Below are 20,465 nucleotides of genomic sequence, written 5' to 3' on the forward strand. Positions count from 1 at the left end.
CGGTTCCGACGGCCGGTCGGTGGGTGGGGCGACAGCCGTCGAACGGGGCTTTGGTCAGAAGCATGACAAGCGCAGGTCGTGAAAGGACAGGGCGCCGCCGGCGATTGGCCAGGTCTCGCCAGTCGTCGGGTACGGGTGGTTCCGGTGTGCCGGGTGACCGGTTCGGGGTGCTTCGTCCCGCTGGCGGGATCCCGCCAGCGGCCGCCCTTGTCGCCCGCCGCGGCCCTTGCTACGGCGCCGGGCCGGGCGCCGCTCCGGCCCTCCCCGGCCCGGCGCGGACGCGCGAACGCCCGGGGCCTCCCCTCCCAGTGAGGCCCCGGGCGCTGTCGAGCGGACGTCAGCTGACGTTGACGCCGCTCCAGGCCGCGGCCACCGCCGCGTACTGGGTGCTGGTGGTGCCGTAGAGGTCACCGGCCGCCTTCAGGGTCGCGGTGCGGGCGGCCTTGTAGTTGGTGGTGGAGGTGAAGTAGACGGTCAGCGCGCGGTACCAGATCGCGGCGGCCTTGTCCCGGCCGATGCCGGTGACGGTGGAGCCGTTGGAGGTGGGGCTGTTGTAGCTGACGCCGTTGATGGTCTTGGCGCCGCTGCCCTCGGCCAGCAGGTAGAAGAAGTGGTTGGCCACGCCCGAGGAGTAGTGGACGTCCAGGTTGCCCACGCCGGAGGACCAGGAGTCGGCCGAGCCGCCGTCCTTGGAGGGCTTGTCCATGTAGCGCAGCGGCGTCCCGTCGCCGTTGATGTCGATCTCCTCGCCGATCAGGTAGTCCGGCTTGTCGGTCGCGAGGTTGGCGGAGAACTCGACCATGGTGCCGAAGATGTCCGAGGTGGCCTCGTTGAGGCCGCCGGACTCGCCCGAGTAGTTGAGGCCCGCGGTGGCGGAGGTGACGCCGTGCGTCATCTCGTGGCCGGCCACGTCGATCTCGGTCAGCGGGTGGGTGTTGGCGTCACCGTCGCCGTACGTCATGCAGAAGCAGGAGTCGTCCCAGAACGCGTTGACGTAGTTCTTGCCGTAGTGGACCCGGCTGGTGGCGCCGACGCCGTTGTTCTTGATGCCGTTGCGGCCGAACGCGTTCTTGTAGAAGTCCCAGGTGGCCGCCGCGCCGAACTGCGCGTCCACCGCCGCCGACTGGGTGTTGGAGGCGAGGCCGGTGCCCCAGGCGTTGTCCGCGTCGGTGTACAGCGTGCCCGAGCCGGAGGTGCGGCCCTTGAGGTCGCTGGTGGACTGGTTGCCGCGGGAGGCGTCCTTGAGCTGGTAGGTCGAGCCGCTCTGGGTGGTGGTCAGCGGGACGCTGCCGACGAAGACGCCCTTGCCGGTGCCGGTCGCGGTCTGCACCTGCTCGTGGGTGGAGAGCACCTCGCCGGTGGCCGCGTCGGTGACCAGCAGCTGGCTGCTCGGGGTGGAGTCGGCGCGCAGGCCCTGGACGACCGTCTGGTACGCGAGTCGCGGGTTGCCGTCGGCGGCCCAGACCACGAGCTTGGCGGCGCCGGCCTGGCGCACCTCCCGCAGCGGCGACTCGTCCTTGTCGGCGGCGATGCCGACGGTCGACTGGACCGCGCCGGAGGCCTGCGCGGCGGCCTTGTCGGCCGGGATCCGCGGGGTGAGGCTCGGCAGGTCGATGGTCGCGGCGACGGCCTTGTCCACGGCCTCGACCGCGCCGTTCGCGGCCTCGTGGACCACCAGGTCGCCGCCGAGGACGGGCAGGCCGGCGAAGGTGCGCTCGAAGCGGAGGTGGCGGGTGCCGTCGGCGTCCACCACGGCGTCCTTGGCGACCAGTTGCTCCTGGCCGCCCAGGGCCAGGGCCTGCGCCAGCGGGCCGGTCTGACCGCTCGCCAGGGCGATCGCCGCCTCGCGCTGCTGCGCGGCCTGCGCCTGCGCGGCGGGGGTCGGGGCGGCCTGGGCGGCGGTGGTGCCCACCTGGATGACGCCGGTGAGGAGGGCGGTGGCGGAGAGTACGGCGCCGGCTGCGAGCTTTCGCTTCACGTACAGGTCCTTCCAGGGAAACCGCGGATGTGCGGTTGCGCCGCGTCCCGGGGTGCCGGGGTTGGCACCTGAGGGGCGGGACGGGCGCTGACGTGCTACTGCTCCGTGCGGTCGAGCGGCGGTGCCACCGGTGAGTGGGGCGGTGGCTGCCGAACGGGGCTGGGCGAAAGCATGACAATCCAACAAGTGAAATGACAGGTCTGGTTCATCGATTGGCCAGGTCTCGCCAGCCCGGCGGAAGGTAAACGGGGCGACAAATCCGGTCGAACCACCCCGCCTTGCAGCGGGTTACCGCCCGAACCGAGGCCTGACTACGGGCCGAGCGCCGGATCGGCGGCCAACGGGCGGCCGGCGGCGGGCGATTGGCGGTGGTTCACACCCCCGCAATGTGCTGGTACGGACCTGTGCGTCCCACTGGCGTGATCCCGCCACGTGTCGCGCTTGTCCACCATCAGGACGCCTGGTAACACCCCGGCCGCCCGCCGGTACGGTAAGGGGCGTGGCCAAGCCCCTCGCACTCGACTTCGACCCGATCGCCCGCGCCGACGAGCTCTGGACCCGCCGCTGGGGCGGAGTCCCCTCGATGGCGGCGATCACCTCGATCATGCGCGCCCACCAGATCCTGCTCGCGCGGGTGGACGCCGTGCTCAAGCCGTACGGGCTGACGTTCGCCCGGTACGAGGCGCTGGTGCTGCTCACCTTCAGCCGGACCGGCGAGCTCTCGCTGTCCAAGATCGGCGAGCGGCTGATGGTCCACCCGACCAGCGTGACCAACACCGTCGACCGCCTGGAGCGGGCCGGTCTGGTCGGCCGCCGGCCCAACCCGCTGGACGGCCGCGGGGTACTCGCGGCGATCACCGCCCGCGGCCGCGAGGTCGTGGAGGAGGCCACCCGGGAGCTGATGGCGATGGAGTTCGGCCTGGAGGAGTACGGCCCCGACCAGTGCCGTCAGGTGTTCGACCTGCTGAGGCCGCTGCGGGTGGCCGCCGGGGACTTCACCGAGCCGGGCGCGGAGCCCGCGGAGTAGGGCGCTGCACGGCCCACCCGTAAGCGGCGGCTACCCTCGTGGGGAGCGGTGCGCGGATCCGGGCGTACCGGCCCATTCCGGCGAGCGAGGCGAGGAAGAGTATGAAGGCGAACCCCCTGCTGGGCTGGTACCGGGCCCTGGCCATTGCGACCGGTGTGGCCCTGCTCGTGTTCTGCGGCTTCATGGTCGCGAAGTACGGCTTCGACACGGCCGAGGACCTGACCACCTACGTCGCGATGCTGCACGGCTACCTCTACGTCGGGTACTTCGTGGTGACCTTCCTGCTCGGCCAGAAGCTCAAGTGGCCGCTGGGCCGGATGCTCCTCACCCTGGCCGCCGGCTGCATCCCGTTCGCCTCCTTCGTCGCCGAGCGCCGGGTGGTCCGCGAGGCCGGCGAGCGGCTCCCCGCCGCCGGCGCCGCCCGGCAGGCCGCCGGCGTCTGAGCCACGCGCCGTCCACCGCGCCTTCGAGGGCGCCCCTCCCCGCACCGGGGAGGGGCGCCCTTCGCTTTCCGGGGCCGCGAACCGGCCCTTCTCGTGCCCGAACCGGCCCTTTTCGGCGTTTTCCGGCGCGTTCGCCCCCGGCCGGGCCCCGGCTCCATCGACAATTACTAGGACGTCCGAGTAAATTGATAGGACGTCCTAACAGTTGTGCCGTCCACGTGCCGTGGCGGCCGTACGGAGCGGAGTTCGGGGTCATGGACGCCGAGGAGATCGAGCGCGGACGGCAGCGCTGGCAGCAGCGGTACGACAGCTCCCGCAAGCGGGACGCGGACTTCACCACCCTCTCCGGTGACGAGGTCGAGCCGGTCTACGGCCCGCCCGCGGGCCAGCCGGTCGAGGGCTTCGAGCGGATCGGCTGGCCCGGCGAGTACCCGTACACCCGGGGGCTGCACGCCACCGGCTACCGGGGGCGGACGTGGACCATCCGCCAGTTCGCCGGCTTCGGCAACGCCGAGCAGACCAACGAGCGCTACCGGATGATCCTGGACTCGGGCGGCGGCGGCCTCTCGGTCGCCTTCGACATGCCCACCCTGATGGGGTACGACTCGGACGACCCCAAGTCGCTCGGCGAGGTCGGCCACTGCGGCGTGGCGATCGACTCGGCCGCCGACATGGAGGTCCTCTTCAAGGGGATCCCGCTCGGTGACGTCACCACCTCGATGACCATCAGCGGCCCGGCCGTCCCGGTCTTCTGCATGTACCTGGTCGCCGCCGAGCGCCAGGGCGTCGACCCGGCGGTGCTCAACGGCACCCTGCAGACGGACATCTTCAAGGAGTACATCGCGCAGAAGGAGTGGCTCTTCGCGCCCGAGCCGCACCTGCGCCTGATCGGCGACCTGATGGCCTACTGCGCCGAGGGCATCCCGGCGTACAAGCCGCTCTCGGTCTCCGGCTACCACATCCGCGAGGCCGGCTCGACGGCCGCGCAGGAGCTGGCGTACACGCTGGCGGACGGCTTCGCCTACGTCGAACTCGGCCTCTCCCGGGGCCTGGACGTGGACGTCTTCGCGCCCGGCCTCTCCTTCTTCTTCGACGCGCACCTCGACTTCTTCGAGGAGATCGCCAAGTTCCGCGCCGCGCGCCGGATCTGGGCCCGCTGGATGCGCGACCGCTTCGGCGCCCGGACGGACAAGGCGCAGTGGCTGCGCTTCCACACCCAGACCGCCGGGGTCTCGCTGACCGCCCAGCAGCCGTACAACAACGTGGTCCGCACCGCGGTCGAGGCCCTCTCGGCGGTGCTCGGCGGCACCAACTCGCTGCACACCAACGCGCTGGACGAGACGCTGGCGCTGCCCTCGGAGCAGGCCGCCGAGATCGCCCTGCGCACCCAGCAGGTGCTGATGGAGGAGACCGGCATCACCAACGTGGCCGACCCGCTGGGCGGTTCCTGGTACGTCGAGGCGCTCACCGACCGGATCGAGGAGCAGGCCGAGGCGATCTTCCAGCGGATCCTGGACAAGGGCCGCGAGGACCACGAGATCGGCCCGATCACCTCCGGCATCCTGCGCGGGATCGAGGACGGCTTCTTCACCGGCGAGATCGCCGAGGCGGCCTTCCAGTACCAGCAGGGCGTCGAGAAGGGCGAGAAGCGGGTCGTCGGCGTCAACTGCCACCCGCGCAGCGTCACCCCCGAGCTGGAGATCCTCCGGGTCAGCCACGAGGTCGAGCGCGAGCAGGTGCGCGTGCTGGCCGCGCGCAAGGCCGGCCGGGACGAGGCGGCGGTGCGGGCCGGGCTGGACGCGATGCTGGCGGCGGCCCGCTCGGGCGCGTCGATGATCCCGCCGATGCTGGACGCCGTCCGGGCCGAGGCGACCCTGGGCGAGATCTGCAACGCGCTGCGCGACGAGTGGGGCATCTACCGGGAGACCGCCTCCTTCTGACGAACGGGGCAGCCCCCTGGATGCCGAGAACCGCCCCGCGCAGTCGCGCGGGGCGGTTCTCGGCATCCGCTCAGCCGGCGAGGAGCCGCGGGAACGGTCCGAGCAGCAACTCGGTGAAGCGGCGGATCCACTCGGCGGTGATCGGCTCGCCGCTGACCAGCACCCGGTGCTCGACCGTCCCGGCGATGATGTCGAAGATGATGTCGATTTCCTCGGCGGCCGCCGCCGGGTCGCCGTCCGGGGCGAGTTCGCCGCGCGCCTGGGCGGCGGCCCGGCCCTGGCGGACCAGGCGCTTCTGCGGGTCCACGATCGCCTCCCGGATCCGCCGCCGCAGCTGCCGGTCCCGGGTGCCCTCGGCGAACAGCGCGAGCAGCGCGGCCTGCGTCTCCGGGCGGACCAGCAGACCGGCGAACTGGGCCACCACGGCCTCGATGTCGGCCCGCAGGCTGCCGAGGTCGTGCATCACCAGCTCGTCGAAGAGGCTCGCGACGGCGTCCACCACCAGCTCGTTCTTGGAGGGCCAGCGGCGGTACAGGGTGGTCTTGGCGACCTTGGCGCGGGTGGCCACGTGGCCCATGGTCAGCCCGCCCCAGCCGAGTTCGGCCAGTGCCTCGCGGGTGGCGTCGAGGATGGCGGTGTCGGCGGCCGCGCTGCGCGGGCGGCCCTTGGCCCGGGTGGTGGCGCTCTCGGCGCCGTCCGGGGCCTGCGGGGGGTCTTCACGGCCCGCCGGGCACGCCGGGGTCGCGGGGGGCTGGGGGGCCGGCACCGGGCCTCCTTGCGATGTACTGGTAAGTAACATGGGTGGGGCAGGTAACGGTAGCGACTGTTCCCCGTCGGGGTCAGCGGATGCGGGCGGGAAAGTGGGGCAGCTCACGTCCCGGGACGCGGGGATGGGGTTGCGGCGGGGGGCCTCGGTCCAGTTACGCTACGACTCGTAGCGAAAGCAGTGACGACCAGGCGCCGTGACCCCGTGGGACGGGGACGGCGCGGGCGCGGATGGGGATCCGCGCCGAACGGTTCAGGTTACCGGGGGACGGGCCGTCCACCTCGGGAATCGCCGCCGCGCAGCCCGCGCGGTGCGACTTTCCGGAGGTTGGTGCCCGTCAGCGGCGCGGACGGGGGAGGATAGTGCCATGCAGCCACGGAATTCGCGTCTCAACAGCTCCGCTCTGCGCGGTGCGGTCGACCTCGCCGCAGTGAAGGCAGCCGGCGAGGCCGCCCAGAAGGCCGAGCAGGCCAGGGCCGAGCGGGCCCGCCAGGCGGCGGCCGCCGAGGCGGCCGGGATCGCCCCGGCCCAGCCCGCGTACCCGCTCGTCATCGATGTCACCGAGGACACCTTCGAGACCGAGGTCGTCCAGCGCTCCACCGAAGTGCCGGTGGTCATCGACTTCTGGGCCGAGTGGTGCGGTCCGTGCAAGCAGCTCAGCCCGATGCTGGAGCGGCTGGCCGAGGAGTACGCCGGCCGGATCGTGCTCGCCAAGATCGACGTCGAGGCCAACCAGCTGCTCACCCAGCAGTTCGGCATCCAGGGCGTCCCGGCCGTGATGGCCGTGGTGGCCGGCCAGCTGGTGCCGCTGTTCCAGGGCGCCGAGAGCGAGGCCAACGTCCGCAAGGTGCTGGACCAGCTGATCCTGGTGGCCGAGCAGCGCTTCGGCGTGGTCGGCGGAGCCGGGGCACCCGCCGAGGCGTCGGGCGAGGCCGAGGCGTACCTGCCGGAGGATCCGGCCCTGGCGGCCGCGCACGAGGCGCTGGACCGGGGGGACCTCGGCGGCGCCGTCCAGGCGTACCGGAACGTGCTGGCCGACGAGCCGGGCAACACCGAGGCCCGGCTCGGCCTGGCCCAGGCGGAGCTGCTGCGCCGGGTGGAGGGTCTGGACCTGGCGGGCGTCCGCGCGGCGGCCGCGGCCGACCCGAAGGACGTCGCGGCCCAGCTGGACGCGGCCGACCTGGACCTGGTGGGCGGTCACGTCGAGGACGCCTTCGGGCGCCTGGTGGCCACCGTCGGGCGGACCTTCGGCGAGGACCGGGACACCGTACGGCTCCGGCTGCTGGAGCTCTTCGAGGTGATCGGCACCGACGACCCGAGAGTGACGGCGGCGCGCGGCGCGCTGGCCCGCGTGCTGTTCTGAGGACGGTCCAACGGCCGGTTCTGGCACGGCGGATGACCTGCGGTGTCGCTGACGATTTGGCGACAATCCGGTCATCGGTCCAGAGGTTTACCAAATCTTGACAACACCCGTGGGCGGTCACTTCAGGTGACCGCCCACGGGTGTTTCGCTGGTGTTTCCGGCGGATTTCGTCCTCACCGTTCCTTCAATTCATCACTCTGGGTGTGCGGGCGGCCATTTCCATGATCGCCGGCGTCCGATGTTGGATTACCCGTCAGTAATGAACCCCTTGTGCTTCGCCCGGGATTCAAGCAGCATCGGCGACGCCCGGTCCCAGCGTTCAGCCCCCCGACAGCCGGTCGGTGGGCGGAGCCAGGGATCCCCACCGGGTGAGCCGCCGGCCGAGGCCGGCGGTGGGAGGGCAGGGGGGTATCCGCGGTCCCACGGCGGTTCCTGTCCTTCGAACCGGCCGCGCGGCCCGCGCGGTCGCTGGTTGTCGCTCGGGGGTGATCGCCGATGTCGTCGGTCCTGCCCGCCGCCCCGCAAGGGCGGTCGGTGAAGGGACGGGAGTGCCGCTGTGTGCCGGCCGCTCCCGCGTCCGACGACGCCAACGGCGCTCTCCGCTACCGAGGACGTAGCTCTCTCCCATCCCAGGCCCCCACCGGTGCGCGACGCACCGCCGGGGAGCCGGAGATGTACGTCCTAGAAGGAGGACTCGCATGTCCCAGACCTACGGCAAGACCCGCTGGAAGCGCTTCGCCCTGGTGATGGTGCCCAGCCTCGCGGCCACCGCCGCGGTGGGCGTCGCACTGGCGAACAACGCGCTTGCGGCTTCGTTCAGCGTCTCCGGCCAGAGCTTCAAGGTCACCACGGCCGAGCTGCACGGCTCCAACTTCGCGCAGTTCGGCTCGATCGACGCGGAGACCAACGGCACGCCGCACCCGGTCGCCATCTCGGCGTTCGACTCGGCCACCATCAAGAGCCTCTGCCAGTCCGTGGTGACCGACCCCAACGTCATCCCCGGCCTGCCGTGGAAGCTGCCGAAGATCACCCTGCGCCTGGAGGCCGGCCAGAGTGACGACCCGGCGAAGCAGGTCACTGCCAAGAACCTGCTGATCGACCTGGAGCAGCTGAACGCGGACGCCGAGTTCACCAACATCAACATCGGCCAGGACGCGTCCACCCTGAAGGGCACCGCCACCCAGGGCTGGAAGTCCAAGCTCGGTACCGGCCTGCCCTCCGGCGCCACGGGCTTCGCCCAGGCCGCCGACAAGGCCGACCTGTCCAACGTGCAGCAGACCGCCTGGGCCACCTCGGCCGGCACCTTCAAGCTCCAGGGCCTGAAGCTCAACCTGCACACCGACGGCGGGCACGAGTGCTACTAGGCCGTTGACCGGCGGCGGGCCCCGGCCCGCCGCCGACCGCGGTACCCGGGGGGTCGGGGGCGGTGCGTGCGCCGTCCCGGGCCCTCCCCCTCCCGTTTTTCGCCTCGTTCACACCATCGAGGAGCTGCATCGTGTCCAGCGCCCTTGCCGAGTTCCGGCCCGCCGAGCACGAGAACCCCGCCCAGTGGGTGCGTCGGGTGTTCCGTAACTTCCGCCGGTCCCGGCCGTTCTACGGCGGCTTGCTGGCCATGATCGCCGGCGTCCCGATCATGTACTTCCCGTACGCCAAGCTGGCGTTGAACGGCATGACCGTCACCATGGCGACCACGGCCGGTGCCGGGTCATTGATCATCGGGGTCCTGCTGATCGTGCTGGGCCTGACCGCCTGGTTCCAGCCGGCCGTCCGGTTCTTCGCCGGCATCGCCACCACGCTGCTGACCCTGATCTCGATCCCGGTCTCCAACCTCTCCGGTTTCGGCATGGCGCTGCTGCCCGGTCTGATCGGCGGCGGGCTGATGCTCTCCTGGGCGCCGAACCCGGCCGCGCCGACGACCGAGGCGGTCGCCGCCGGCGCCGACGGCGCCAGGACCCTGCCGTCGACGGCGTCCGAGGAGCCCGGCACCGCGGAGTTCGCCGCCGAGGAGCCCGCCACCGCGCCGCTGCCGGCCGTCCCCGCGCAGGCCGCCCCGGCCGACGGCGGTACCGCCGGGGCCGGCGTCCCGTCGCAGCACACCGGTGACCAGAAGGAGGCACGGTGAGCGGGTCCCAGGAGCCGCGGGCGGAGCAGCGCTCCGGGCGGCACGCGGCGCCCCGCACGCCCGTCCGGGTCCGGCTCAGAGGCCGCGCGCTGGCGATGGCCGCGGTGCCGACCGCGCTGCTGATGGCCGCCGCCTACACGCCGAACGCCGCGATCGCCGAGACCTCGGCGGGCAAGCCCTGCGCCACCGCGCCGGACACCGCGCCGCCGGTGGTGGCGGAGACCCCGGTGCCCAAGAGCGAGCTGCCCCCGCCGCTGCCCGGTCCGTCGGTGCCGCTCCCGGAGAGCCCGGCGACCACCCCGGCGGGCGCGCCGACCGGTGCGCCGACCAGCGCGCCGACCGGTGCTCCGACGAGCACGCCCACCACGGTGCCCGGCGCCCCGGCCCCCTCGTCCTCGCCGGCCTCGGCCCCGGTCCGGTCGGCGACCACCGGCGGGTCCGGCGGCGGCGTCGTCCAGGCCGGGCTGATCGACGACATCGTCGGCGGGATCACCAACCTGATCCACCCGAGCGCGTCGGCGAGCCCGTCCGCCTCCGCCACCACGGCCGCCCCGGCGCCGACCCAGGCCCCGGTGACCGCGCCCGCCGCGGGCAACCGCGCGGTGGCCCCGGCCGCCGCCACCCAGGCGCCCGCCGCGCCCGCGCCGTCCGGCGCCACGACGCCCCCGGCCGCCGGGTCGGGGACGCCGAGCCCGGCGGCCACCACGCCGGGCGCCAAGGCGAGCACGCCGGGTGCCAAGGCGAGCGGCAAGCCGTCCGCGGGTGCGAAGGGCACCGGGTCGGCCACGCCGTCGGGCCCGGCCACGCCGTCCGCCTCGGGCACGCCGACCAAGGACCCGAACTGCCTGGTCCCGATGAAGGGCCTGGCCGCCGGGGAGAAGACGGACAACGCGATCCTCGTCCCGGACCAGAACTGGACCCTGCAGACCAGCCGGCTGACCCTCAACCACGCCGTCCTGATGGGCGTGGTCAAGGTCCAGACGCCGACCGGCACCAAGCGGGTGCTGAAGTTCGTGGTCGACAGCGTGGACATCGAGAACCTCGACATGTCGACCCTTGAGGGCAACGGCAAGACCTTCCACGTCAAGGGCGCCCCCGGCTCGGTCTCCACGATGCGCAAGGGCCCGGTCACCATGTACGTGGAGAAGCTCTCCGGCCACCTGTCCAAGGTGCTCGGCCTGCCGATCCCGATCGACCTGGGCGAGCTCACGCTGACCCCGGACGGGCCGCTGCCGCAGTGGCTGTACGACCTGATCGGCAAGCTCGAACTGCCGCTCTGGCTGGAGATGACCGGTGTCACCGCGGTCCAGTCCGGCCAGTTCGGCGGCACGCTGAAGATCCCCGGCATGCAGCTCTACAACGACGACAAGCCGTACGTCGGCAACCAGTAGCGGCGGCGAGAACGCCCGTGGGGCGGCCCCTCCGACGAGGAGGGACCGCCCCACGGGCGTGTTTCCGGGCGGGTGCTACGCGCTCCGGGTGCCCAGGTGGTGCACCTGGACCATGTTGGTGTTGCCGGGGACGCCGGGGGGCGAGCCGGCGGTGACGATGACGGTGTCGCCCTCGTCCAGCTGGCCGATCTTGAGCATCTCGCGGTCGACCTGGGCCACCATCTCGTCGGTGGAGCCGACCTGCTCGGTGACGTGCGCCTCGACGCCCCAGCTCAGCGAGAGCTGGTTGCGGGTGGCGTTGTCCGGGGTGAACGCGATCACCGGGATCGGCGAGCGGTAGCGGGAGAGCCGGCGCGCGGTGTCACCGGACTTGGTGAACGCGACCAGCGCCTTGCCGTTGAGGAAGTCGCCCAGCTCGCACGCGGCGCGGGCGATCGAACCGCCCTGGGTGCGCGGCTTGCGGCCCGGGTTCAGCGGCTGGAGGCCCTGCGAGAGCAGCTCCTCCTCGGCCTTCTCGGCGATCCGGCTCATGGTGCGGACCGTCTCGACCGGGTACTTGCCGACGCTGGACTCGGCGGAGAGCATGACCGCGTCGGTGCCGTCCAGGATCGCGTTGGCGACGTCGGAGACCTCGGCGCGGGTCGGCCGCGAGGCGTGGATCATCGACTCCATCATCTGGGTCGCGACGATCACCGGCTTGGCGTTGCGGCGGGCCAGCGTGATGAGCCGCTTCTGGACCAGCGGCACCCGCTCCAGCGGGTACTCGACGGCCAGGTCGCCACGGGCGACCATGATGGCGTCGAAGGCGAGGACGATCTCCTCCATGGCCTCGACGGCCTGCGGCTTCTCGATCTTGGCGATGACCGGCACCCGGATGCCGACCGCGTCCATGACCTCGTGGACGTCCTTGATGTCGTCCGCGTTGCGGACGAAGGAGAGGGCGACCATGTCGACGCCCAGCTCCAGGGCGAAGCGCAGGTCGTCCTTGTCCTTCTCGGACAGCGCGGGCACGTTCACGGCCGTGCCGGGCAGGTTGATGCCCTTGTTGTTCGAGAGCACACCGCCCTCGACGACGACGGTCTTCACCCGCGGGCCGTCGACGCTGACGACCTCCAGGGCGATGACGCCGTCGTTGATCAGGATCGGGTCGCCGGGCTTCACGTCGCCCGGCAGGCCCTTGTAGGTGGTCCCGCAGATGTGCTGGTCACCGGGGACGTCCTCGGTGGTGATGATGAACTCGTCACCGTTGTCGACGGTCACCGGACCGTTGGCGAAGGTGGCCAGACGGATCTTGGGGCCCTGGAGGTCGGCAAGGACGCCGATGGCCTTGCCGGTGTCCTCCGAGACCTGGCGGACCTTGTGGTACCGCTCCTCGTGGTCCGCGTGGGTGCCGTGGCTCATGTTCAGTCGGGCGACGTTCATGCCCGCCTCGACGATGGCCTTCAGCTGTTCGTAGGAGTCCGTCGCCGGACCCAGGGTGCAGACAATTTTCGCTCGGCGCATATGGATCAGTCTATCCGTTCGTGTTATAGGTGCATTCGGCACGAAACGTGAGGAATCGTCGACGAAGGATCCCGAGGGGCGAGACGACGACGGCTCAGCCCCCGGACCGCCGGTGCACCAGGGCGAAGGCCTGACGCGCGATCTCCAGTTCCTCGTCGGTGGGGACCACGGCGACCGCGACCCGGCCGTACGCGGGCGAGATGATCCGGGCCTCGCCGGAGCGCACCGAGTTCAGCTCGGGGTCCACCGCGATGCCCAGCTCCTCCAGGCCGGCGGTGGCCGCGGCCCGCACCGGAGCCGCATTCTCGCCGACCCCGGCCGTGAACGCGATCGCGTCCACCCGGCCGAGCACCGCGTAGTAGCCGCCGATGTACTTGCGCAGCCGGTGGACGTAGGCCCGGAACGCCAGCTCGGCGTCGGCGTCCCCGCCCTCGGCCCGCCGCATGATCTCGCGCATGTCGTTGTCGCCGCACAGCCCCAGCAGGCCGCTGCGGCGGTTCAGCAGGTCGTCGATCTCGTCGATCGAGAGACCGCCGACCCGGTGCAGGTGGAACACCACGCCCGCGTCGATATCACCCGAACGAGTGCCCATCACCAGGCCCTCCAGGGGGGTCAGCCCCATCGAGGTGTCCACGCAGCGGCCCCCGGAGACGGCCGAGGCGGAGGCGCCGTTGCCCAGGTGCAGGACGATCACGTTCACCTCGGCCGGGTCCCTGCCGAGCAGCCGGGCGGTGGCCCGCGAGACGTACTGGTGCGAGGTGCCGTGGAAGCCGTAGCGGCGCACCCGGTGCTCGTCCGCGACGGCCCTGTCCACCGCGTACCGGGCCGCGTACTCGGGCATCGAGGCGTGGAAGGCGGTGTCGAAGACGGCGACCTGCGGCAGGTCCGGGCGCAGCGTCCGGGCCACCTCGATGCCGGTGATGTTGGCCGGGTTGTGCAGCGGCGCGACCGGGATCAGCCGGCGGATCTCGGTCAGCACCTCCTCGGTGATCACCGTCGGCTCGGTGAACCGCAGCCCGCCGTGGACCACCCGGTGGCCGATCGCGGCGAGCTCGGGGGAGTCCAGCCCGGTGCCGTCGGCGGCCAGCTCCTCGGCGACGGCCTTCAGGGCGGCGGAGTGGTCGGGGAAGACCTGGAGCGCCTCGCGCCGCTCGCCGGAGCGCGGGGCGTGCACCAGCCGGCCGTTCGCCTCGCCGATCCGCTCGACCAGGCCGGAGGCCAGCCGGGCGCCGTCCAGCATGTCGATCAGCTGGTACTTGACCGACGAGGAGCCGGCGTTCAGGACCAGGACGCGGGTGCCTTCACTCATGCCCGGACTCCTTCGGTGCGGTCCTGCGAGGGGGTGGCCGGGCCCTGCGGCCCGCCGTGCTCCTGCGACTGGATGGCGGTGATCGCGACGGTGTTGACGATGTCCTCGACCAGCGCGCCGCGCGAGAGGTCGTTGACCGGCTTGCGCAGCCCCTGGAGGACCGGGCCGACCGCCACCGCGCCGGCCGAGCGCTGGACCGCCTTGTAGGTGTTGTTGCCGGTGTTGAGGTCCGGGAAGATCAGCACGGTGGCCCGGCCGGCCACCGGCGAGCCGGGCAGCTTGGTGGCCGCGACATGGGCGTCCACCGCCGCGTCGTACTGGATCGGGCCCTCGACCAGGATGTCCGGCCGCAGCGCGCGGACCAGCTCGGTCGCCTTGCGGACCTTGTCGACGTCGGCGCCGGAGCCGGAGGTGCCGGTGGAGTAGGAGAGCATCGCGACCCGGGGCTCCACGCCGAACTGGGCGGCGGTGGCGGCGGACTGGATGGCGATGTCGGCCAGCTGCTGGGCGTCCGGGTCGGGATTGACCGCGCAGTCGCCGTAGACCAGCACCTTGTCGGCGAGGCACATGAAGAAGACCGAGGAGACGATCGCGGCGCCCGGCGCGGTCTTGATCACCTCGAAGGCGGGCCGGATGGTGGCGGCGGTGGAGTGCACCGCGCCGGAGACCATGCCGTCGGCGATGCCCTCCTGGACCATCAGGGTGCCGAAGTAGCTGACGTCCGTGACGACGTCCAGCGCCAGCTCCACGGTCATGCCCTTGTGGGCGCGCAGCCGGGCGTACAGCTCGGCGAACTGGCGGCGCAGCGGGCTGGTCGCCGGGTCGACGATCCGGACCTGGGCGCGGTCGGCCGCCGGGTCCTCCGGGGGGAGGTCGATGCCGAGGGCGGCGGCCTTGCGGCGGACGGTGTCGGGGTCGCCGAGGAGGGTGAGGTCGCAGATGTTGCGGCGGAGCAGCACCTCGGCGGCGCGCAGCACCCGTTCCTCGGCGCCCTCCGGGAGGACCACGTGCCGGCGGGCGCCCCGGGCCCGCTCCAGCAGCGCGTGCTCGAACATCATCGGGGTGACCCGCTCGGACCGGCCGACCTCGATCCGGTTGGTCAACTCGGCCGTGTCCACGTGGAGTTCGAAGAGGCCCAGGGCGATCTCGGCCTTCCGCGGGCTGGCCGAGGTGAGCTTGCCCTCCAGATGGGTCAGGGCGGCGGCGGTGATCCAGCTGCCCTCGGGGACGACCGCGACCGGAGTGCCGGGGGCCAGCCGGGCGGCCAGCGCCATCACGTTCGGGCCGGGGTGCTGGCCGAGCGTCAGCAGCACGCCGGCGATCGGCGGGGCGCCGGCGGCGTGCGCGGCCAGCGAGCCGATCAGCAGGTCGGCGCGGTCCCCGGGGGTGACCACCAGGGCGCCCTCGGTCAGCGCGTCCAGGAAGGTCGGCAGCATGGCGCCGCCGAAGACGAAGCCGCGGACGTCCCGGGCCAGCCCGGCCGCGTCCCCGGTCAGGACCTCGGCGCCGGTGGCCTCGACCAGCTGGGCGACGGTCGGCGCGGCCAGCGCCGGCTCCTCGGGGATGACGTACGCGGGGATCGGCAGCTTCTCGCCGAGGGTGCGCTGGATCCGCTGCTTGGCGCCGGGCGCGACCCGGTTGGCGACCATCGCGAGGGTCTCGCAGCCGAGGTCGGTGTAGGCGCGGTGGGCGTTGCGGACCTCGGCGATCACCGCCGCCGGGTCCTCGGAGTGGCCGCCGACCACCGGCAGCACGGCGGCGCCGAACTCGTTGGCGAGGCGGGCGTTGAAGGCCAGCTCGTCGGGGATGTTGGTGTCCGCGAAGTCGGTGCCCAGCACCAGCACCGCCTGGCAGCGCCGCTCCAGCGCCCGGAACCGGTCGACGAGGGTGGAGACCAGCTCGTCCTGGCCCTGGGCGGCCTGCAGGGCGGCCGCCTCCTCGTAGGTGAGCCCGTACAGCTCGGCGGTGGGCAGGTCGACCCGGTAGCGGGTGCGCAGCAGCTCGACGACGTGGTCGGAGCCCCGCTCGCCGGGCGCGTGCGCGTGCACCAGCGGCCGGAACACCCCGACCCGGTCCACCTGGCGGGTGAGCAGTTCCATGACCCCGAGTTCGACGGCCTGCCGGCCGTCCCCTCGGTCGATCCCGGTCACGTACACGCTGCGCGCCACGTGGGTCTCTCCGTCCCGTCGTCTCAGAGGATGGTCATATCGACCATACCTTCGCACCGGGAACGGACGTCCGCGAGCAGAGGGCCCCGGCCGGGGCAAGGGGCGAAGGTCACGTCGGGGCGGGCCGGGGGCCAGCCCGCCGACGGGTTGGAGCCGCGGTGGCCCCCGGCCTCCGGCGGGGAGCCCGGGGGCCGGTCGGTGCCGGGCACGACGGCCCGGCACCGACCGGGCGTGCTCAGGCCGGGCGGAGCCAGACGGTGGCGAGGGGCGGCAGGACGAGTTCGGCGCTGCGGGGCTGGTCGTTCCAGGGGACGGACTCGGTCTTCACCGGGTGGGAGTTGCCGACGCCGGCGCCGCCGTACGTCTCGGCGTCGGTGTTCAGCACCTCCTCCCAGAGCTGCTCGCGGCCGTCGAGGGCGGGCAGGCCGACCCGGTGGCCGTGCCGCACGACGGGGGAGAAGTTGCAGACCGCGACGAGCGGGGAGCCGTCGGCGGCGTACCGGACGAAGGAGAGCAGGTTGTCCTCGGCCGCGCCGCCGTCCAGCCAGCGGAAGCCGTCCGGCGTGGTGTCCTGCTCCCAGAGCGCCGGGGCGTCGAGGTAGCGGCGGTTGAGGTCGCGGACCAGCCGGCGCATCCCGAGGTGCTCCCCGGCGGCCGGCCAGGACTGCTCGTCGAGCACCCACCACTGCGGGCCCTGCTCGTGGTCCCACTCCGACCCCTGGGCGAACTCCTGCCCCATGAAGAGGAGTTGCTTGCCCGGGTGGGCCCACATGAAGCCCAGGTAGGCGCGCTGGTTGGCGCGCTGCTGCCACCAGTCGCCGGGCATCTTGGAGACCAGCGCCTGCTTGCCGTGCACCACCTCGTCGTGCGAGATCGGCAGCACGTAGTTCTCGGAGTAGGCGTACACCATCGAGAAGGTGATCTCGTTGTGGTGGTACTTGCGGTGCACCGGCTCCTTGGACATGTAGACCAGCGAGTCGTGCATCCAGCCCATGTTCCACTTCAGGCCGAAGCCCAGGCCGCCGCTGTCGGTGGGCCGGGTGACGCCCTCCCAGGCGGTCGACTCCTCGGCGATGGTGAGCACGCCGGGGCAGCGCCGGTAGACGGTGGCGTTCATCTCCTGGAGGAAGGCGGCCGCGTCCAGGTTCTCCCGGCCGCCGTACTGGTTGGGCGTCCAGGCGCCGCCCTCGCGGGAGTAGTCGAGGTAGAGCATCGAGGCGACGGCGTCCACCCGCAGGCCGTCGATGTGGAACTCCTCGCACCAGTACACCGCGTTGGCGACCAGGAAGTTGCGCACCTCGGTGCGGCCGTAGTCGAACTCCAGGGTGCCCCAGTCGGGGTGCTCCGCGCGCAGCGGGTCGGCCGGCTCGTACAGCGGCTCGCCGTCGAAGCGGGCGAGGGCGAAGTCGTCCTTGGGGAAGTGCGCGGGAACCCAGTCGACGATCACGCCGATGCCGTGCCGGTGCAGGGTGTCGACCAGGTGGCGGAAGTCGTCGGGGCTGCCGAGCCGGGCGGTGGGGGCGTAGTAGCCGGAGACCTGGTAGCCCCAGGAGCCGCCGAAGGGGTGTTCCATCACCGGCATGAACTCCACGTGGGTGAAGTTCAACTCCTTGAGGTAGCCGGGCAGTTCCTCGGCGATCGCCCGGTAGCTGGTGAGGTCGGGCCGCCAGGACGGCAGGTGCAGCTCGTAGACCGACATCGGCGCCCGGTGGTGCGCGGCGCGGGCCCGGCGCTCCATCCACTCGTCGTCCTGCCAGCGGTAGGAGGAGGAGGTGACGACCGAGGCGGTGCCCGGCGGGCACTGCGCGGCCCGGGCCAGCGGGTCGGCCTTGTCGAGCACCCAGCCCTGCCGGGTGTGGATCTCGTACTTGTACTGGGTGCCCTCGGCCAGGCCCGGGACGAACAGCTCCCAGACGCCGGAGGAGCCGAGCGAGCGCATCGGGTGCGCGGTGCCGTCCCAGTGGTTGAAGTCCCCGATCAGCCGGACGCCCGCCGCGTTCGGCGCCCAGACCGCGAAGGCGGTGCCGGGCACCCCGCCGACGGTGCGCACGTGCGAGCCGAGGGCCCGCCAGAGCTGCTCGTGCCGGCCCTCGGAGATCAGGTGCAGGTCCAGCTCGCCGAGGGTGGGCGCGATGCGGTAGCCGTCGTGCTGGCTGAGCGGCTCGCTGCCGGGGTAGCTGACCAGCAGCCGGTAGTCGGGCACCTCGGTGCCGGCCAGCAGGCCGGTGAAGAGGCCGTTCTGCTGGTGGGTGAGTTCGGCGGGGCCGTGCGCGGTCTCCACCACCACCCGCTCGGCGAACGGGCGCAGCACCCGGATCGCGGTGCCGCCGTGCACCGGGTGGGCGCCGAGCAGGCCGTGCGGGTCGTGGTGCATGCCGCCGACCAGCCGGTCCACCTCGCTCGGCGGCAGCGGTGCCTCGGGCAGCCGCAGCGCCCCGGGCGGGCCGGCCGGTCCGTCGGGGAGGCCCTCCGGGGTGGCGACGGGGGCGATGGGGGCGGCAGGGGCGGCGGGGGTTCCGTCAGGGGCGCTCCCCGCGGCGTCTCCGGCCGCGTGGCCGGCGGTGTTGCGGGCCGGGTCCGTGGCCGCGTTCGTGGCCGCGCGGGCGGCGGCACCGTCCGGGCCGCCGTCGGGCGCCGGGCGGCGCGGTTCGGCCCGCCGGGCCGCCGAGGGCTCGCGCTGGGCGGAGTCCGGGCCCGCCAGGAAGGTGGCAGGCACGGTACGGGGGGTGCGGCCGGGCGGGTCGAGCGGCGTCACGGCGTGGTCCTCCTGCGGAATCGGGGTGGCCGGGGGCGTCGGTGGCGGGCGTTCTCGGTGGCGGGGGCGGTGGCGGGTGCGGGTGCGGAGCCGGTCTGGCGGGGCCCTCAGACGGTCAGGGCCAGCCGGTTGATCGCGGCCAGCGGGATCGGCAGCCAGCCGGGCCGGTGGCGGGCCTCGTAGACCACCTCGTACACCGCCTTGTCGATCTCCAGGGCGCGCATCAGCTCGGGCGAGGCGGCCGGGTCGGTGCCGCCGCCGGCGGTGTAGCCGGCGCAGAAGGCGGTGCGGTTGCGCTGGGCCCAGGCGGCGGCGAGGTGGGCCAGCTCCGGGTCGGGCGGCGCGCCGGCCAGCAGGTGGGCGGCCGCGTAGTCGAAGGAGCGGAGCATCGCGGCGACGTCGCGCAGCGCGGTCTGCGGTTCGCGCCGCTCGGCGACGGACTTGGCCGGCTCGCCCTCGAAGTCCAGCAGCACCCAGCCGTGCGGGGTCCGCATGGCCTGTCCGAGGTGGAGGTCGCCGTGGATCCGCTGGACCGGCATGCCGTCCGGGTGGGCGTCGGCGAGCTGCTGGAAGGCGGCGCGCAGGGCGGACCGGTAGCGGAGCAGCCCGGGCACGGCGGCCACCGCGCTGTCCAGCCGGTCGGCCATCGCGGTCGCCAGCTGCCGGGTCTGGGTGCGGTCCAGCCGGGCGACCGGCATCGAGCGCGCCAGGACCCGGTGGACCTCGGCGGTGGCCCGGCCGAGCCGGTGCGCCTCGATCGCGAAGTTGCCGGGGGACGGGTCGCCCTTGAGCCGCCCGACCTGGTCCAGGGCCAGCTCCCAGCCGTCCTCGGCCTCCGGCAGGTAGCGCTGGAGCAGGCCGAGAGTGGCCGGTTCCGCGCGCTCCAGCCGGCTCTCGAACCAGGCCGCGACCCGGGGGATCCGGGTGGAGCCGGCCCGCGAGAGCGCCAGCGACAGCTCCAGGTCGGGGTTGGTGCCGGGGTGGATGCGGCGGAAGAGCTTGAGGATGTACGCGGTGCCGTAGATGACCGAGCTGTTGGACTGCTCCGCGGTGGAGGCGCGACCGGGCAGGTTGGTGGGCAGCCCGGAGCCGGGGGTGCGGCGGAACGACAGCGAGCCGAACCGGTCGCCGGTGGCCAGGTGCTCCAGCAGCCGCCCGGTCAGCTCGGGATCGTGCACCGCGTCGTAGAGCGCCGCGCCGTCGTACGGGCCCTGGTTGAGCCGGCCGAGGACGGCGCTCGGCTCGATGTCGGCCGTCCCCGCGGAGCGGATGCCGAGCAGCAGCTGGTAGATGTCCCCGTGCGGTGCGCCCGCGGTGGTGGCGTGCTCGACCCGCAGCAGCAGGTGCAGCAGGGCCGGATCGCCGACCTGGAGCGGGGTGCCGACCACGGGGGTGAGGCCGGTGATGGGCCGTCCCTTGCCGGCGTACCAGCGCTGGGTGGGGAGCCACTCGGCGATCAGGGGCAGGGCCGCCTGGACGAGTTCGCTGACCCCCAGAGCGGTTCTCCGGGCCGCGGCGCCGCGGGAGCCCACCGGCGCGGGGCCGGTGGGGGTGTCGCGGTGCAGATCGGCTTGAGAACGGGAGGTTTCGGACATGACTCCCTTTCCCCGGAAGCGGGCGGACTGCCCGACGGGTCTGGCCGGGTCCGTCAGTCTTCCGGATTTCGGCGGCGCGGCGGCGACGGCACGCGAGCGGTGCTC

General features: G+C 72.9%; 14 protein-coding genes. 7 read left to right on the top strand and 7 right to left on the bottom strand.

The features are described from left to right. Positions 1-337: 337 nt before the first annotated feature. Positions 338-1,978 carry a M4 family metallopeptidase gene (locus tag ABT263_RS09765; protein ID WP_352289420.1) on the bottom strand — a complete coding sequence of 547 codons (1,641 nt, stop codon included), beginning with the start codon at positions 1,976-1,978 and terminating at the stop codon, positions 338-340. 499 nt (positions 1,979-2,477) lie between these two features. On the opposite strand from ABT263_RS09765, the gene ABT263_RS09770 reads away from it, so the two are divergent. The 3 genes from ABT263_RS09770 (at position 2,478) to icmA (ending at position 5,388) form a co-directional block, all read left to right on the top strand. Then, positions 2,478-3,005 (top strand): MarR family winged helix-turn-helix transcriptional regulator, encoded by a 528-nt coding sequence (locus ABT263_RS09770; RefSeq protein ID WP_329489646.1) that lies wholly within the window; start codon positions 2,478-2,480, stop codon positions 3,003-3,005. Positions 3,006-3,106: 101 nt separating this feature from the next. After that, positions 3,107-3,448, top strand: a complete 342-nt coding sequence (locus ABT263_RS09775) for a DUF3817 domain-containing protein (protein ID WP_329489647.1) — start codon at positions 3,107-3,109, stop codon at positions 3,446-3,448. A gap of 254 nt (positions 3,449-3,702) precedes the next feature. Continuing rightward, a complete protein-coding gene (gene icmA / locus ABT263_RS09780; protein ID WP_329489648.1) occupies positions 3,703-5,388 on the top strand; it encodes a coenzyme B12-dependent isobutyryl-CoA mutase large subunit in 1,686 nt (561 codons plus the stop codon). A gap of 70 nt (positions 5,389-5,458) precedes the next feature. On the opposite strand, the gene ABT263_RS09785 is transcribed toward icmA, so the two are convergent. Continuing rightward, on the bottom strand, positions 5,459-6,154 hold the full coding sequence (locus ABT263_RS09785; RefSeq protein ID WP_502885777.1) for a TetR/AcrR family transcriptional regulator: 696 nt from the start codon (positions 6,152-6,154) through the stop codon (positions 5,459-5,461). 367 nt (positions 6,155-6,521) lie between these two features. Between ABT263_RS09785 and ABT263_RS09790 the strand changes: the two genes are divergently transcribed. The 4 genes from ABT263_RS09790 (at position 6,522) to ABT263_RS09805 (ending at position 11,030) form a co-directional block, all read left to right on the top strand. Further along, on the top strand, positions 6,522-7,517 hold the full coding sequence (locus ABT263_RS09790) for a tetratricopeptide repeat protein (protein WP_352289423.1): 996 nt from the start codon (positions 6,522-6,524) through the stop codon (positions 7,515-7,517). 698 nt (positions 7,518-8,215) lie between these two features. After that, positions 8,216-8,881: a DUF6230 family protein gene (locus tag ABT263_RS09795; RefSeq protein WP_329489651.1), complete on the top strand. Its 666-nt coding sequence runs from the start codon at positions 8,216-8,218 to the stop codon at positions 8,879-8,881. 131 nt (positions 8,882-9,012) lie between these two features. Then, positions 9,013-9,639 (top strand): DUF6114 domain-containing protein, encoded by a 627-nt coding sequence (locus ABT263_RS09800; protein WP_352289426.1) that lies wholly within the window; start codon positions 9,013-9,015, stop codon positions 9,637-9,639. Next, a complete protein-coding gene (locus tag ABT263_RS09805) occupies positions 9,636-11,030 on the top strand; it encodes a hypothetical protein (protein ID WP_352289429.1) in 1,395 nt (464 codons plus the stop codon). Before ABT263_RS09800 ends, ABT263_RS09805 begins: the two co-directional genes overlap by 4 nt. 75 nt (positions 11,031-11,105) lie before the next feature. On the opposite strand, the gene pyk is transcribed toward ABT263_RS09805, so the two are convergent. The 5 genes from pyk to ABT263_RS09830 form a co-directional block, all read right to left on the bottom strand. After that, positions 11,106-12,533 carry a pyruvate kinase gene (gene pyk / locus ABT263_RS09810; protein ID WP_352289432.1) on the bottom strand — a complete coding sequence of 476 codons (1,428 nt, stop codon included), beginning with the start codon at positions 12,531-12,533 and terminating at the stop codon, positions 11,106-11,108. Positions 12,534-12,627: 94 nt separating this feature from the next. Then, the gene (locus ABT263_RS09815) at positions 12,628-13,842 is read right to left on the bottom strand and encodes an acetate kinase (RefSeq protein WP_352289435.1); all 1,215 of its coding nucleotides are present in this window, start codon (positions 13,840-13,842) and stop codon (positions 12,628-12,630) included. Continuing rightward, positions 13,839-16,010: a phosphate acetyltransferase gene (gene pta, locus ABT263_RS09820; protein ID WP_352289438.1), complete on the bottom strand. Its 2,172-nt coding sequence runs from the start codon at positions 16,008-16,010 to the stop codon at positions 13,839-13,841. Before pta ends, ABT263_RS09815 begins: the two co-directional genes overlap by 4 nt. A gap of 235 nt (positions 16,011-16,245) precedes the next feature. Continuing rightward, complete coding sequence (glgB, locus tag ABT263_RS09825) at positions 16,246-18,765, bottom strand: 1,4-alpha-glucan branching protein GlgB (RefSeq protein ID WP_352289441.1); 2,520 nt, start codon at positions 18,763-18,765, stop codon at positions 16,246-16,248. A 107-nt stretch (positions 18,766-18,872) separates the two neighbouring features. Further along, positions 18,873-20,360: a maltokinase N-terminal cap-like domain-containing protein gene (locus ABT263_RS09830; protein ID WP_329489658.1), complete on the bottom strand. Its 1,488-nt coding sequence runs from the start codon at positions 20,358-20,360 to the stop codon at positions 18,873-18,875. Between the last annotated feature and the right edge of the window lie 105 nt (positions 20,361-20,465).

The organism is Kitasatospora sp. NPDC001603 (assembly GCF_040298365.1).
GTDB lineage: Bacteria > Actinomycetota > Actinomycetes > Streptomycetales > Streptomycetaceae > Kitasatospora.